The organism is Saccharospirillaceae bacterium (assembly GCA_022448365.1).
In the GTDB taxonomy this organism is placed as follows: domain Bacteria; phylum Pseudomonadota; class Gammaproteobacteria; order Pseudomonadales; family Oceanobacteraceae; genus Bacterioplanoides.
The window spans coordinates 336,714-351,926 of the sequence record JAKVCS010000001.1 but is presented as its reverse complement, the minus strand read 5'-3'; the positions used below and the strand labels follow the sequence as shown (position 1 = coordinate 351,926).

Here is a 15,213-nt window from a genome sequence, read left to right as displayed (position 1 = left end):
GACTAGCCGGCAAACATTGAAGCCGGAGCTTCTGATTTCTCGTCAGCCATTTCTGCGGCAGTCGCTTGGCTATCTTCTTCTACCTGAGTTTCAACAGCAGCCGGTGTCTTATCGATGGCAGCTGTTTCAGCGTACTGACTGGTTTCCTCAACCTCCGCTGTCTCATCGGCCGCTTGCGGTTCGCTTTGTTCGGCTGCCACAGCTGCTGCAACGCGTTCAGCCACAGCCTTTTCAAAGTTGGCCTCTGCTTCTTCGTCCTGTTTGGCCTTCTTTCGTTCGAGTTTTGTGACTGCACGATCATGGTTACCCCAGGCCCCGCCCTTAAACTCAATACTGTGAACGCCGTTCTCTTCCGCAATTTCGTTGGCAATGGATTTGGCCGCATCGTCGGCATCACGTGCCATCAGTTTACGCTCACTGGCATCGACGCGGGCAAACAGATCGACCAATGCGCTGGACAATATTTCCTGAGCGACTTCTTCGCGGGTTTTGCGAAAGCGTTTTGAGATAATCGACAACATTGCCAGGTCGCTGGCATCCAGGCGCGTGGTTACGCTGGCCAGCGTTTGCTCCATTTCGCGCTGAGCTTTTTCTTCCTCGTAGTAACGGTCGATAAGAGATTGAGTGCTGGTGATATCGATATCCTGCATGTAATGGGGTCCTGGCAATGGCCTGAATTGGTTCAACAAAAATTTCACAGTTACTGTATATGCTTACAGAGGTTTTGTGCAACCACTAGCGGATGATTTATAGTGCGTGATTTATGTGCCGGAGAACCCTATGTCCGCTTCAATAGAACATACCATCAACCTTAAGCTACAACATCTTGAGCCAGCATTTCTGGAAATTGCCAATGAAAGTCATATGCACTCTGGCCCGGCGACTGATTCGCACTTCAAACTGACCGTGGTGAGTAATCAGTTCGACGGCAAGCGCCCAGTTGCTCGTCATCAGTTGATTTACGGCGTGCTAGCTGAGGAATTAGCAGGGCCGGTGCACGCACTGGCCTTACATCTCTACACCCCACAAGAGTGGCAACAAAGTGGCCAGGTTCCGGATTCGCCGAATTGCCTTGGTGGCAGCAAAGGCGGATAAGGTCCGCCGCTACGGACAGTGTCGCCATCTGGCAAGTCTGGCACACTGCCCGGCACATTCCATCGCGAGAATAACAATGAAGTATGTTTTAACCGGCCTTGTCGGCCTGCTGTTCAGCTATGTTGCTATTGCTGAGAACCAATGGCAGTTAGAGAAGGAAGATGAAGAGCGTGGTATCCGAGTATTCACCCGGGAAGTGGAGGGTTCGGATCTGAAGGCGTTTCGTGGCGAAATGAGCTTTAAAACCACGCTAACTGCACCTGTAGCCCTGATCGAGGATACCAAGCGCGCGCCTGAGTGGATGCATAATTGCGGTGTGTTGGAGATCATTGACGACATAAAACCCGGCGAAGCCATCTCTTACATGATCACTAAAGCACCATGGCCGGTTTCTGATCGTGATACGGTGGTTCACAGCCTGGCCACGCAAGACCCGAAAACGCTTGCTGTGCGCGTTGATGTTGAAGCGCGCAACGACGTATTCCCGGCAAACGACGATTACATTCGCATCACGACCATGAAAGGGTTCTGGAGTTTCACGCCAAACTCAGAGGGTTTGGTGGATATCGTGTATGAAGTCCATGCAGAGCCAAATGGCGGCCTGCCATCCTGGTTGGCCAACAGCGTGGTGGTAGACACTCCGTACAACACCATGAAAAACATGCAAAAGCTGCTGACCAATGATCGATATCAGAGTGCTGAGCTGTCATTTATCAAGAACCGCTGAGCGTTCACTGCCGGATATCAGCCAGCAACTGCCCACTGAAACGGTGGGCAAAAGGGGGGTTGGCAGAGTCCTCCTCAATGACATGTGTCATTGCATTGTCATAAATACGTCATACACTGCCCGGAAATTTTAAATGGGCGTCCACAGGCGATGAAATTCCTGCGTGTTTTAACCATTCTTATTTGTTCTTTCGGGCTGTCAGCGGCACAGGCTGTTGTATCCGAATTCCGTGATTTGCCGATCGATGGCGAGACAACACTGTTTACGATACAGGGCTCCAATACGATTGGTGCGGCTCTGGCTCCGAACCTTGTGAAAGAGTATTTGCGCCGCAAAGGTGCTGAGCGAATTGAGGTGCAGGAGAGTGCTGTTGAGAATGAGAAGGTGATAAGCGCTTTTGTGCGTGACAGTCGTACTCAGGTGTATATCGCTGTCGCTGCTCATGGTTCCGGCACCGGTTTTAAAGGTTTAGCTTCAGGCGCAGCTGATATCGCTGCTGCCTCACGCCCGGTTAAAGACAAAGAATTCAACCTGCTTAAAGACAGTGCCGACATGCGTGCCCCCCAGAGTGAGCACATTGTTGGCATTGATGGTCTGGCAATCATTATTAATCCGGAGAATCCGATTCAGGATCTGAGTGTCAACGAAATCGCTGAGATATTTTCCGGTGGTTATCAGGATTGGTCTGAGCTGGGCGGTAAGCCGGGGCCAATTAATGTGTATGCACGTGATGATAAATCCGGTACCTGGGATTCATTCAACGGCATGGTGCTGGGGAAGCAAAAGAAGCTGATCGACAGTGCACAGCGATTCGAGTCTAACGACGCGCTTTCAGATACGGTCGCCGGGGATATCGCCGGTATCGGTTTTGTTGGTTTAGCCTCGGTGCGCAGCGCCAAGCTGATTGCTGTATCGGACGGCAGTGCTAAAGCACTGCTACCGAATAAATTGACTGTTGCTACCGAGGACTATGCGTTAGCTCGCCGGTTGTTCATGTACACACCGGGTGCATCCGACAATCAGTATGCCACGGAGTTTATCGAGTTCGCTCTGCACGATGCGGGTCAGAAAATTGTTGCGGATACCGGCTTTATCTCGCAGGAACTAAAAGCGGTCACGCCAGAATTTTATGCCGATCTTCCTCAGGATTTTAGGGAACTAACTTCGGATTCTCAGCGCCTGACGATTAATTTCCGTTTTAAACAGGGCAGTGCCAAGCTTGATAATAAAGCACTGAAAGATATTGAACGGCTGGTGGATTATCTGCAGTCACAAAAGCAGCGTGAAGTGCTGTTGATCGGTTTCGGAGACAAGAAGAAAACGGAAAAACGTGCCAAGTTATTATCGAAACTTCGTGCCATGGCAGTACGACGAGAGCTGGTTCGCAATGGTATTTATCCGAAACAGTCAGTTGGCTATGGGGAATATTTACCGGTGGCATCCATTAACCGCAGCGAGGGCCGAATGAAAAACCGGCGGGTGGAAGTATGGTTGCGCGATTCTGGAGCGATTGCAGCGGCAGACTGAGCAAGCGGATCATCAATATAAAAAGCCCCTGTCAGTTTGGCTGGCAGGGGCTTTTTCATGATGACGTACTGGCCTGGCTTACTTGCTGTGCAGCTGCAAATACACCTGAATGACGGCGGCTGGAATATTGCCACACATCTGATCAGACAATTCCACGTCTTCGTCGATGTCAGCCATTTCCGGTTCATCTGAAAACAGACCGGAGGCATACATGATCGGGAACAGACACTCAGCGACCTTCTCCTCGTGTTCGGCGTACCAGTCTTCTTCCTGCAGCATCACTGCTGTCATATAGCCGATGGCCCAGCTTTCAAGAGGGGGCTCTTCCTCTTCGTCATCGACCAGAGTCAGGTCGGCGGGTACCGGGAAATCCTGTCCGGAATCTAACCAGGCCTGGATTTCTTTGCTGAGTTTTAACATCAGCTCGTTAACCTGGACTTTCTGCTCTTTACTGAAACCTAATTGTTCGTCAAATGCACAATCCCATACCTGGCGAATATCGAACTCATTCGGGCCAGAGAGCAGGGCGGTTATGAGACCGTGAACGGCAAAAAAATCGAAACTGTCTTGACGTTCTGCTTCTGTTTCCAGCAAAACGCCGAGGGTTTCCAGCTCATCTTCAGTTAAAGCTGGGATACTGTTGAGGTCAGACATACAATACTCCTGAATTTGCAGGCAATCCTAACAGGCTTATGGGCGCGCGAAAATCGTATCAACAACAAATGTGGCTGGATATTGATGGTGAGCCGGTAAAACTGCTCATTAGTGCCATGAAACGCAAAAGTATGCGGCTGCAAATTAACGAGCAGGGTGAGGTCGACCTGCGTATTCCTCTGGGGTGCGCGAAAAATGACGTACTGGCATTTGTGAAAATGAATGAAGCCTGGCTGAAGCGTCAGCGAGCCGGTGCGTTACAGCGCCAACAGCAGGCATTGGAAAGTTTTTCAATTCTGGGAAAGGAATATCCCATTCAGACCAGTGCGCTGGATGAGTTCCTGGTCACCGACAATCAGGTGTGGGTGCCTCATGACTGGAACTTTATTGATGTACGTGACGCCATGGATAACTGGTTAAGGCCCCAGGCGCGCGCCTACTTCCAGCAACAAATTGATCACTGGTGGCCGTTTTTCAGCCGCTTCGCGAACCGGCAGCCGACGTTGAGAGTGAAGAAGATGAAAACCCGCTGGGGAAGTTTATCCCAACGTGGTTATATCAACCTTAACCTGGGACTGATGCAATTACCGGCTGAGCTGATCGAGCTGGTGGTGGTGCATGAGTTGTGTCACTTGAAACATTTTGATCACGGTACAGGATTTAAGTCGCTGATGAGTGAAGCACTGCCGGACTGGCGCCAGCGCGAGAAACGCCTGCAACAGGCATCTGCAAACGTTCTCTGATTCGCTTGACTAAAAATCAGCGTTTTTTAACGTCAGTGTTAATCCATACCTGAGAATACCAGTAATAAAAACCTTTATGCTTTTTACTGGCCGCCGTGCAGTTGTATCGACCGCGGCCTGCTGTTATTGGTTTTTCAGCCTGGGTGACGATACGGATGTGTTGATCTTCTTTACCCGTTTCCGGGTTTAAGATCTTTTGGGCTTTAGCCTCAGTTTTAATTGCACCTTCGCCGCTGGCAAAGCACTGAATCTGAGATCGATATAAATCGTTAGAAACAAAACTTACGGTTAATTCTGGTGGATTATTTTCAGCCAGAACAGGGTCAACCAGTTGCTCGGACGTAATTGGAAATGCCAGAGTTTTTAACTTGGTTTTTAGTGTTTTTGGGTTAGCGTAGATCCCGGCCGCTGGAAAACGCGGTAATGCCTGGAAATGTGAGTGTTTACCAACCGGACCTGATTGTTGACCAAAGGCGATATAACCTTTTTTCTTCAGCCAGTCGGCAATATCGGTATTAAATTCACCATAGGGGTAAGCCAGCATTTTATGACTGACGCCCAGCTTTTTCTGAATGCGCTTTTCCGGCTCGATGACTTCTTTGGTTAACCATTCATCCAACGACAGATCAGTCGGTTTTTCGATTAAATACGGATGGCTATGTGAGTGATTTGCCATCGTTCCACCGAATTGTTGCATGTCAGCTAACTGCTCCCAGCTGGCGACTTTTTTGTGCTTCTCGTCCACAGCCTGAGTATTAACAAAAATGGTAAAGGGCCAATTTCGCTTTTTCAGTAATGGAAATGCATTCAGGTAAATCGATTCCCAAGCATCGTCAAAGGAGATCGCAACGGCTTTAAGTGGCAGTGCTTCGCCATTTTGTAGTGCCAGCAGAGCCGCTTCCAGATCAACCACCTGCATCCCCTCCCTCTCTAACAGCTGCATGTGCTGTTCGAAATTGTCTGGAGAAATACTGGTTACCGGTGGCGTAGTAGCATCAATATGATGATATTGAAGAATCACCAGTGCCTGAGATATCGGAGACAGCAGCAGCGTCGATAGAAGCAAAATGAAAAGCCGGGAAAAATGCATAATTCTCTCTGTCGAATGTGATTTCTGACAGATGATAGCAGAAGACTCAAACGACTTTCGTAACTTCAGTCTGCGAGTGATGTGCGTGTATTAGACATCGGCTGGTTAGGATCTTCAGTGATAAAAGGGTGCTTGCTTGAGACGTTGGAATGCCGCGTTGATCTGTCGGAAGCGCAAACTGTCACCACCCCGATCGGGGTGATGTTTCATCGCCAGGCGCCGATATTGCTGGCGTACTTCACGTGCAGATACCGGTGGTTTCAGCTCCAGCGTAGCCAGATCGTCATCCTGATGGCTGCTGTAATCCGGTCGCGCCATCTTTTTCCAGAATTGCTCCATTAACCGTTCAACTTCCTCACGACTGGTCGACAGATTATTGAGGTCGAGATAATACGCCTGTAGTGGGTCGGCACAGTCCAGATCTCGTGAGTTACTGCTGATTGCAGAATGTTGCTCTGCGGTTTTCTGTTCGGGTGATTGCCGTACAAGCTGGACATGCAGTGCCGAGATCAATAGCTCCCCGACGCCGAGACTCAGCCAGTGATTTCTCAATTGGTAAAGTGCGTGCATGATGAAGAAATTGCAGCGGAACAGCATTAACGCATCTTTCAGGGCATCCTCGTTAAAAATAGCCTGTTCCGGTTGCTGCAACCATTTGACCAGCTCATAAACGGAGCTGCGCTTACTGTCGGACAAATAACTGGCCAGCAGCTGACGAATAACGTCCAGATCACCCAGAGCTTGTTGCTGGTCTGGTGCCTGGTGGTTTTGATCATCACTGGAATCAATAGGTTTCATATTCAGACTGTAACAGAGTGATGCAAATCCGGGTTAGCAAATCTTTACTGGAGCGCGATATGGCTTTATCGCACTCTGTACAAGGAATGTACAGCTTTGGAGGTCATCATGACGTTAAAAGAGTTAAAGCGTTGTGCTCATTATTCCCGTCCCGAAGTGCATGTGTTGGCGAATGAAGGGGACTTGTATCTGGTTCAGATTTTTCATGATGGTATGCAGAGTTTGCTGATGGAGAACAATCAGCCGAAGCGCTTTAGAAGCTTGGCTGAATGTTCGCATCAGCTCGCCATGTTAGGCGTACAACACGGATATATGATTCAAAGTATGCCGTACGATGAAATGGTCAACAGTACTGATTCAGTAGCACACAGCGAACGGCAACGGCTACATTTTCACTGAATACGGCGATACTGTTTGAGGCCGGTGCCTATGTATGGTTCTGCACAAGCGGTCGTCTCGTGTGAACCGCACAGGAAGGAACTGAGATTGGCCCGACTCTACCAAGTAGGAAGGGCCTCGGATCATTCAAGCAATACAACGCCGCTTTGGCGCTCACTTCAGACGTTATCTTCCTCCACCGCTTCGTATAGTCGATCCAGCACATCTGGCATAGCTGAAATAACCCGGTTCCAGCTTGGAATAAATGGTGTTTCCATTGGGTTTGCAAGGAAGTGTTCACCTGCTCGCATAATATTTTCGGCAAACAACTCTACGGCTTTTTCTTCAGCATGACGGTCGAGGTTAAGGCCGTTCATCCGGGCATCGTTGTAGTAGGTTTCAATAAAATCCAATGCAATCCGGAAGTAAGTTGCCTTTAAAGAGCGGAAAGTTTCGTTGGTGAATACTTCGCCCTGGGTCGCCAGTTTTCGGAAAATGGCTTTACAGATATCAATGCTCATTTTCGATAGGCCAGCGTTGGCATCTTCTTCTGACAGTGGCTGATGTTTGTGGTCGTAAACGTCGGCAATATCAACCTGGCAGATGCGGTTGGTTGAATAGTTACGTTTCATCTCTGAAAGTACACCAATCTCCAGACCCCAGTCGCTTGGAATGCGAATATCGTTGAGTACGTCGGTGCGCATTGAAAACTCGCCCGACAATGGATAGCGAAAGCTATCAAGGTACTCTAAAAAATCGAGAGAACCGTAAACCTTCTTCAGTGCGCGCAAAAGGGGAGTCACCAACAGTCGACTGACCCGGCCATTCATCTTTTGCTGCGCGATGCGGGCATAGTAACCTTTGGCGAACTCATAGTTGAATCCGGGATTGGCGACCGGATATATCAAACGTGCCAGCAGGCTGCGGTCGTAGGTAACGATATCGCAATCGTGTAATGCCACCGACTCGGCTCTGCCGGATGCCAATACATAACCATAGCAATACCAGACATTGCGGCCTTTTCCGAGTTCTTTAGGAGCCAGGCCTTCTTCCTGCAATAACGAGTCGAGTTTTTTCAGACGGGGGCCATCATTCCATAAAATACGATGATGCTGTGGCAGACGGCCGAAAAACTCCTGAGCATGGTGATATTGTTGTTCGCTGGCACGATCAAGGCCAATCACAATTTCGTTCAGGTAGGGCACCTGACAGATTTCCTGAATAATATTATCCAGAGCCGGACCTTCCAGTTCGGAGTAGAGTGATGGTAAAACAAGTGACATGGGGCGCACCCGCGAGAAGCTCATTAACTCCTTTTCGATATCCTCCAACGGTCTATCCGTCAGGTTATGCAGATTAGTAATTATGCCGTTTTGATAAAAATCAGCCACTGTGATGCTCCTTAATACAGCCAGTAATGCGTCTATCCGAGCCGTCTTAAAACACTAACGGTTATCCGGATTTGGCGCCGAGTTGTTCAATCAGTTTCAGAATTTCCTGGTTCCAGCCCACTGGACCGGCGTGTTTTGCGATAATGGTGTTTGGGTTGTTCAACTGCAGTGTGGTATTTTCTGCGGCGGGTATCACTATCGGATAGTTCGCTTGCTCAAGCATGTTGCGGTCATTTTCACCGTCACCCAATGCGATAATGCCAATTTTTTCTGGTGCCACTTCATGCTGTTCGGCGTAATAGTTACGGAAAAAGTGATTTGCATTGGCTTTGTCGCTGGCCCCCATAACGTGATAAAAACGACCCCCTTGTATAAGTTGCAATTTATGCGATTCGATAAATTGCCGGAATGCTGGCAACTCTTCTTTATGACCACGCCACAGTAATGGTTCGGATGCGCTGCGTTGTTTTGCCAGCCAGGCTTTATCTTCGCTTAATCCTGTTATCGCAGCGACTTCATTGGCAGGCATATCGTTAAAGCTACGAAAGTTAAAACCTTGTTGGCGCGCCAGATACAGAATTTTAATCAGGTCTGCATAGGGGGTTGCCAGAACTTCGCTGTTGTAATCCTGTTGTTGCGTACTGAGCGGATTAAATTGACCGTTATTTTTTGCAATAAATAAAGCGCTACCGTTTTCACATACAAACGGGCTTGTGATATGCATGTCACGACGCAGCTGAGCAACTTCGGCAAAGGTTTTACTGGTATTAAAAATACAGGGTATATTCGACAGTACCAGGCGGGATATGGCATCGTGAGCTGGCTTTGAGCTGTAGCTGTCATGATCGAGTAAGGTGCCATCAAGATCGGTCAGAACGATCCAGTGGGTAAACGCTTTCATACACTTTCCTCCACAGAGATAAGCTGTGATGTATTGTAGTGTACTGCACTGACCTGATGCTGATTATTAAGCTCTAATATCAGATCGGCATAACCCGGCATGTCTCTTAATGCGCGTTCGGTTAAGCGTTGATAATGCTGAACGAAACGACGAATCTGAGCATCCGTCATGCCGGAGGCAGACCGGGTATTACTGCTCAGCTTTTCGTTGTCGCGTTCCTGCTGGCAGCGCCATTGATTAACACTGTCAATATCCGGGACTTTTAGCATCAGCAAATAATCAATTTGCTGAAACCAGGGTTCATAATAATCTTTTAACTGATCGTTCACCCACTGGCGCCAAAAACCCTTGTTGTCTTCTTGTTGTTCCAGAGCGTTAACTGGCTGCTGTAATTCGGTATTGTCTGCAGCCTGGCAGCCTACGCACCAACCCTCGAACAGAATGAGATCAACAGGACCACTGATGCCGTGCCATTCATCCTGTGGGCAACGGTCATCAGATATTTTATCGAAGGCCGGATAGTTGAGGTACTTGCTGCTGCCGAGCGTCCTGAGTTGCTGCAATAGCTCAGCACCAGTAGCAACATCGTGGGTACCGGGTACGCCTCGGGTTGCCAATAGAGGATGTATATCGCTGGCCAGCTGCTGCCGTTCCTGTTTAGTCAGGTACAAATCATCGATTGAAATAACCGCAACTTTCCAGTTGAACGCTTGCTGATAAATATCGGCCAGTGCCCGGCACAGAGTTGATTTACCTGACCCCTGACCGCCATGAACACCGACGATGGCTGGCTGATGATGTTTGGCTTTGTATTGCTTGCTGAACTCAGCCAGATGGCTCGCCAATGGCAGCCAACACGTCTCCAGTTGCTCCTTCCAGGCTTCCGGCATTGCCAGCCAGGCGCCCTGTGCCTGTTCCACCAGCGTCTGATTGTGTGTTGTTAAAGCGTCAGGCCATACCGTTGCCATGCTCACCTCGAATCCTATGATTAATTGATACGTTGCAGACTCTGTGCCACACCGTTTAATGCTCTGTACTGTCGAGCGGTTTAACGAAGAAAACTGCGTGCGATGTTGTTTTAGTACAAGGTAATCGTTAAGGAATAACGTACAATCCTCTTTTTTGAGTACTTATTTCTGAGTTTGTTTCGGTTTACACGCGCACCAAAAAAGAGCTTAGAAAGAAGTGTCATCAATGTCAGTCGGTAAAAATGCCCGTTTTTAGGGCGCGAAGGGAAAACAGCATGACTCAGCAGGCTTTTTCATCCACAACGCATCGTGTTGCTTATCAGGGAACCGCAGGTGCCTACTCGCACTTATCCTGTCGCAAGGTGTTTTCTGATTGGGAAGCAGTGGCTTGTGAAGACTTTCTGTCGGCACTGGATCTGGTTGCCAATGGTTTCGCTGATCGCGCTATGATTCCATTGGAAAATTCCACCGCAGGACGTGTTGAAGAGATTTACAGGCTGATTCCACGAACACAGCTGCATGTGATTGGAGAGCATTTCGAGCCGGTAAACCACTGTTTGTTGGCAGTACCGGGTGTCAAGCTGACGGATATTGAGGAAGTTGCATCTCACCCCCAGGCACTCGCGCAATGTCATCAGCGTATTATCAATCTCGGGATGAAGCCGGTCGCCATGATGGATACAGCAATGGAAGCTGAGAAGCTGAGTCAGACCCGTAATCTGAAGCGTGGCGCCATTGCTTCTGAGTTGGCAGCGGAGTTATATGGTCTTGAAATTCTGCATGATAATTTTCAGGATGTGATGGGTAATACCACACGTTTTCTGGTTTTCAGTCGAGAACCGGAGCATAAGGATTACCAGCCGGATACCACCTATATTACCAGCATGCTGTTTGCGGTACGCAACATACCAGCGGCCTTGTATAAAGCGTTGGGTGGGTTTGCCACTAATGGTATTAACATGATCAAACTTGAGAGCTATATGGATGGTGGCACGATGGAAGCCAGTCATTTTCATCTGGATGTATTGGGTCATCCAGACCAACCATCGATGATTCACGCGCTTGAGGAACTTGAGCATTTCTCTCGGGATTTGCGCATTTTGGGCGCTTATCCGGCGCACGAATATCGTAAGCGTAGTGCTTTCGTGTAATGCTTCCCACGAATGTTTAAAAGTTACCGTTTAATATTTAACGATAAGCCCCTGGTACGGCAATAAGTTTGGGGGTGACTGACGCACTTCCTTATTGTCTGGCGATGGTGGGTGCGAGTTAATAATGACGTGTAGGTCGCTACTGTTGTATGAGCCGTGTATGTGTTTGTCGAAATGTTTCGTTTTCGCGGAAAAATTCAACACCACTAAAAATCGCTCGTTATCCAGTTCCCGCTGATAAGCCAGAATATCTTTATCGCTCTTCAACAGAGTTAATGACCCTGAATGCAAAGCCGGGGTGCGTTTGCGTAGCCAGATCAACTGTCGGTACCAGCTTAATAAACTGTTAGGATCCGAGTGCTGCTCTGCCACACTAATGCCTGCGATTGGTGTCTGTGGCAGCCAGCTGCGTTCGCGGCTGAACCCACCTCGTGACCGACGTTTGGAGCTCCACATCATGGGTTTGCGACAACCGTCGCGGCCGGAATATATCGGCCAGTAACGTTTACCCACCGGGTCCTGAATATCCCTGCGTTTGACCGGTTGCTCTGGCATCCCGATCTCTTCGCCGTAATAAAGATACGGTGTACCGCGCAATGTCAGTAACAGCAATGCCAGTAATTTTAATCGTGCCTGAGTGTGTCTTGTCTGCTGATAGCGACTGGCATGGCGAACAAAATCATGGTTGCTGAGGGTATAATTGGGCCAGTTTTTCTCGCCGAGTAAAGCTGACCATTTTTCTATTACCGCCCGGAAAGCATCTGCGTTGAATGGACAGCGTAAAAATTCGAAATTGAACGCCTGGTGCAATTCGTCGTTATTACCGTAATAGCTGGCAGGTAACTCGCTGTTGGATTCATCGGCCAGCATCACTTCACCGATCATCATACGATCTGGATAGTCATCAACCCACTGGCGCATCTGCTGCAATAACGCATGCATTTCCGGCTGATCACGATCAAACTCATGTCGCTGCCGATCGTAGGCACGGGCAACTTTAAATCGATGAATTGGATTGTTCTGAAGTTGCTGATCTTTGAAATAAAGATTCACAACATCCAGGCGGAAACCATCAACACCTTTATCCAGCCAGAATTTCATCACTTGTTTTATGGCGGACTGTACCATCGGATTTCGCCAGTTCAGGTCCGGTTGTTGCGACAAAAATGAGTGGTAATACCAGGCTTTACGGCTTTTATGATAGGTCCATCCCTGGCCACCAAAACAACTCAGCCAATTATTCGGAGGCCGATTCTCCGTGCCTTCCTGCCATATATACCAATCCGCTTTTTCAGAGGCTGGGTTGCAGCTTTCGATAAACCACGGGTGTTGATCGGAGCTGTGATTGACCACCAAATCGAGGATGATACGAATACCGCGTCGATGTGCTTCTACAAGTAGCTCTTCAAAGTCAGCCATGGAACCGAATACCGGATCAATAGCGCAATAATCCTGAATATCGTAACCAAAATCGGCCATCGGAGAGGGGAAACAAGGCGAAAGCCAAATGGCATCAATCCCCAGCGATTGTTCTGTTCCATCATTAAGGTAGTCCAGGCGATGTATTAAACCACGCAGATCGCCGATGCCATCGGGGGTGTCTGAACTGTCCTGAAAACTGCGTGGATAAATCTGATATATAACGCCTTGCTTCCACCACACAATGTGTCTCCCGAACGCTCATGGTCGATAGTCCGAGGGTAAAGCCAGGTTATGACAAATTCTTTTCAGCCAATTTTTGTGCCCGATATTCGCCGGGTGTAAGACCTTGCCATTTTTTAAAGGCACGATGAAAGGTGCTTGCTTCGGTAAAGCCCAGGTGTTCGGCGATGTTGCGAATATTGGCGTCGGCTTGGGTCAGCAGCAGGCTTGCCTCTTCTAATCGGCATTCGTCTTTTAATTTTTGATACGAAGTTTGCTCTTCACTCAAGCGGCGACGTAACGTCGCACCGGAAATACTCAGAAGGCTGGCGGTATCGTTCAGCGCTGGTAGCTCTTCCAGTGGGTACTGACGGAAGAGCTGTCGTAACTTACCGGTCATGCTCTCGTGAGGATTTGGCCGGGCCAGGAAATCGGCTGGCGATGTTGCCAGGAAAGCTCGCAATGACGCTGGGGTCTGACTCACCGGCAATGACAACATACGGGTTGGTATCCGCAAATAAGTTTCGCTCTGAGAAAATTTAACCGGGGTAGCGAACAAAACCTGATACAACGGATGATGGCGTGGCGGTGGGTAAGCACAGCTGACGGATAGCAAGGGAATTCCCTGGCCAACCAACCAGCTACTGAGGCGATGCCAGATGGCCAGTAATGACTCTGCAAGAAAAAAATCCGGATCATAACGGGTGTCATGTTCAATAATGATCTTGCTTAAGCGTTTGTCTTTTTCCAGACGGATATTCGGAGCGTGGTCAAACAGGGCATAAAATTGACGCGCGCGCTGTAACGCATGTTCCAGCGAGGTACAGCTAATGATGGCTTTGCACATCATACTGAAGGTACCAAAGTGGGAGCGCACTTTGGCCAACCCCATAAATTCATCGTCGCACTCGCGCCATAGGCTTCCCATCAGCCTGGCGTAGCTCTCATGGCTGATGGTAAATCCCTGCTGCGCCAACAAGCGGTGATCGAGGCCAGCAGTTTGCCAGATCTGCTGGCGTGAGATACCGAGGGACTCGGCACCTCTTAACGGAGCATCAATAAATTCGTGAGGGACTTGAGCGTGATGTTTGGACATGGCCTGCGATTGAGTTCAAAACACGCAGGCAGTTTGAGCGAATATGTCAATCATGGCAATGCTGACCAGTGCAGCGACGACTATTGCAGCGCCTTAGAATGATAAAGAGTTACCTGATCGCCCCCAAGTTGCTTTCCGTGCAGTAACGCTTTGTTGGTCGCGTGAATCCAATCTGTTTCGTTAGCGAAGGTATTGGAGAACTCCGCAACACCAATACTGGCAGTGACCCTAAGTTGCTGCTCTTGTGTTCGTATGTCCAGCACCTCAATGGCTTTACGGATTCGCTCTGCAAAGCGGCTGGCGTTAACCTCGCTGGTGTCCACCAGCAATATGGCAAACATATCGCCACCAAAACGGCAGGGCATATCGGTCTGACGCATTGTCTGGCGCAACGAATCGGAGACAATTTTCAGGACTTCGTCACCGGTTTTGTGGCCATATGCCGCATTAATTTGTTTAAGATTATCGATATCAAACACCACCAGTGTCGATGGGTTCTGACTGCGGCAACAGCGGCTGTATTCGCGCTGAACCTCCTGCTCCCAGACGACCCGGTTAGGCAACTCGGTTAGGTGGTCTGCGCGGCTGAGTTGCCCAAGTGATTGGGCGGCTTTTAACGCATCTTCGCGATTCACGGCCACGTCGGTTACGTCGTAAATAATGATGCAGATGTGATCGACGGTTTTATTAATCGATTCCAGCGGGATAATACTGGTGTTCTGATACATGGTGGCGGCGCGGCCGGTTATGGGTCGGTAGTTTTTGAATTTAAACAGATATGGCCGTTGTTCCCAGATAGTAAAGGTGCGGGTTTTTAATTGGAAAACCGCTTCTGACTTTTGCGTGAACCACTCCCGTGGAATTTCATCGAACAGCTCAAATAAATTTTGCCCTTTGGCATTCTGTGGGCTGATACCGCTGTGGCTTTCCATAAAACCATTCCAGAGATGTATTTCATAGTTGCGATCAAGCACCACCAGGCCAACGTCGATATTTTGCAAAATATCCATTAACCAGTGAATGTCGCCGATATCAAAATTTGAATCACTCATG

16 protein-coding genes are annotated in these 15,213 nt (G+C 48.9%); 6 read left to right on the top strand and 10 right to left on the bottom strand.

Annotated features, from left to right (window positions below; all coding sequences use genetic code 11):
• Positions 1–2: 2 nt before the first annotated feature.
• Complete coding sequence (locus MK185_01580) at positions 3–650, bottom strand: hypothetical protein (GenBank protein ID MCH2039312.1); 648 nt, start codon at positions 648–650, stop codon at positions 3–5.
• A gap of 130 nt (positions 651–780) precedes the next feature.
• On the opposite strand from MK185_01580, the gene MK185_01575 reads away from it, so the two are divergent.
• The 3 genes from MK185_01575 to MK185_01565 all read left to right on the top strand — a co-directional run bounded on the left by MK185_01575 (position 781) and on the right by MK185_01565 (position 3,349).
• Positions 781–1,095 carry a BolA family transcriptional regulator gene (locus MK185_01575; protein MCH2039311.1) on the top strand — a complete coding sequence of 105 codons (315 nt, stop codon included), beginning with the start codon at positions 781–783 and terminating at the stop codon, positions 1,093–1,095.
• Between the two features lie 76 nt (positions 1,096–1,171).
• On the top strand, positions 1,172–1,822 hold the full coding sequence (locus tag MK185_01570) for an START domain-containing protein (GenBank protein ID MCH2039310.1): 651 nt from the start codon (positions 1,172–1,174) through the stop codon (positions 1,820–1,822).
• A 150-nt stretch (positions 1,823–1,972) separates the two neighbouring features.
• Positions 1,973–3,349 carry a phosphate ABC transporter substrate-binding/OmpA family protein gene (locus MK185_01565; GenBank protein MCH2039309.1) on the top strand — a complete coding sequence of 459 codons (1,377 nt, stop codon included), beginning with the start codon at positions 1,973–1,975 and terminating at the stop codon, positions 3,347–3,349.
• 78 nt (positions 3,350–3,427) lie between these two features.
• Here the strand turns inward: MK185_01565 and MK185_01560 are convergent, their stop codons facing one another.
• Positions 3,428–4,003 carry a YecA family protein gene (locus MK185_01560; protein MCH2039308.1) on the bottom strand — a complete coding sequence of 192 codons (576 nt, stop codon included), beginning with the start codon at positions 4,001–4,003 and terminating at the stop codon, positions 3,428–3,430.
• A gap of 38 nt (positions 4,004–4,041) precedes the next feature.
• Between MK185_01560 and MK185_01555 the strand changes: the two genes are divergently transcribed.
• Positions 4,042–4,746: a M48 family metallopeptidase gene (locus MK185_01555; GenBank protein MCH2039307.1), complete on the top strand. Its 705-nt coding sequence runs from the start codon at positions 4,042–4,044 to the stop codon at positions 4,744–4,746.
• Positions 4,747–4,762: 16 nt separating this feature from the next.
• Here MK185_01555 and MK185_01550 read toward each other — a convergent pair whose 3' ends face one another.
• Both MK185_01550 and MK185_01545 read right to left on the bottom strand, forming a co-directional pair.
• Complete coding sequence (locus MK185_01550) at positions 4,763–5,836, bottom strand: polysaccharide deacetylase family protein (GenBank protein MCH2039306.1); 1,074 nt, start codon at positions 5,834–5,836, stop codon at positions 4,763–4,765.
• A gap of 114 nt (positions 5,837–5,950) precedes the next feature.
• A complete protein-coding gene (locus MK185_01545) occupies positions 5,951–6,634 on the bottom strand; it encodes a DnaJ domain-containing protein (protein ID MCH2039305.1) in 684 nt (227 codons plus the stop codon).
• Positions 6,635–6,742: 108 nt separating this feature from the next.
• Here MK185_01545 and MK185_01540 point away from each other — a divergent pair, with 108 nt between their 5' ends.
• Entirely contained in the window at positions 6,743–7,033 is a 291-nt protein-coding gene (locus MK185_01540; protein ID MCH2039304.1) for a DUF6482 family protein, read from the top strand.
• 158 nt (positions 7,034–7,191) lie between these two features.
• Here MK185_01540 and MK185_01535 read toward each other — a convergent pair whose 3' ends face one another.
• The 3 genes from MK185_01535 to MK185_01525 form a co-directional block, all read right to left on the bottom strand.
• On the bottom strand, positions 7,192–8,403 hold the full coding sequence (locus tag MK185_01535) for a glycosyl transferase (GenBank protein ID MCH2039303.1): 1,212 nt from the start codon (positions 8,401–8,403) through the stop codon (positions 7,192–7,194).
• Between the two features lie 61 nt (positions 8,404–8,464).
• Positions 8,465–9,304: an HAD-IIB family hydrolase gene (locus tag MK185_01530; GenBank protein ID MCH2039302.1), complete on the bottom strand. Its 840-nt coding sequence runs from the start codon at positions 9,302–9,304 to the stop codon at positions 8,465–8,467.
• The gene (locus MK185_01525; protein ID MCH2039301.1) at positions 9,301–10,272 is read right to left on the bottom strand and encodes a hypothetical protein; all 972 of its coding nucleotides are present in this window, start codon (positions 10,270–10,272) and stop codon (positions 9,301–9,303) included. Before MK185_01525 ends, MK185_01530 begins: the two co-directional genes overlap by 4 nt.
• Before the next feature lie 275 nt (positions 10,273–10,547).
• Between MK185_01525 and MK185_01520 the strand changes: the two genes are divergently transcribed.
• Positions 10,548–11,423, top strand: a complete 876-nt coding sequence (locus MK185_01520) for a prephenate dehydratase (GenBank protein MCH2039300.1) — start codon at positions 10,548–10,550, stop codon at positions 11,421–11,423.
• A 30-nt stretch (positions 11,424–11,453) separates the two neighbouring features.
• Here MK185_01520 and MK185_01515 read toward each other — a convergent pair whose 3' ends face one another.
• The 3 genes from MK185_01515 to MK185_01505 form a co-directional block, all read right to left on the bottom strand.
• Positions 11,454–13,085, bottom strand: coding sequence for an alpha-amylase family glycosyl hydrolase (locus tag MK185_01515; protein ID MCH2039299.1), 1,632 nt, complete (start codon positions 13,083–13,085; stop codon positions 11,454–11,456).
• A 49-nt stretch (positions 13,086–13,134) separates the two neighbouring features.
• Positions 13,135–14,160 (bottom strand): AraC family transcriptional regulator, encoded by a 1,026-nt coding sequence (locus MK185_01510; GenBank protein MCH2039298.1) that lies wholly within the window; start codon positions 14,158–14,160, stop codon positions 13,135–13,137.
• A gap of 80 nt (positions 14,161–14,240) precedes the next feature.
• Positions 14,241–15,212 carry a diguanylate cyclase gene (locus tag MK185_01505; GenBank protein ID MCH2039297.1) on the bottom strand — a complete coding sequence of 324 codons (972 nt, stop codon included), beginning with the start codon at positions 15,210–15,212 and terminating at the stop codon, positions 14,241–14,243.
• Position 15,213: the final 1 nt, after the last annotated feature.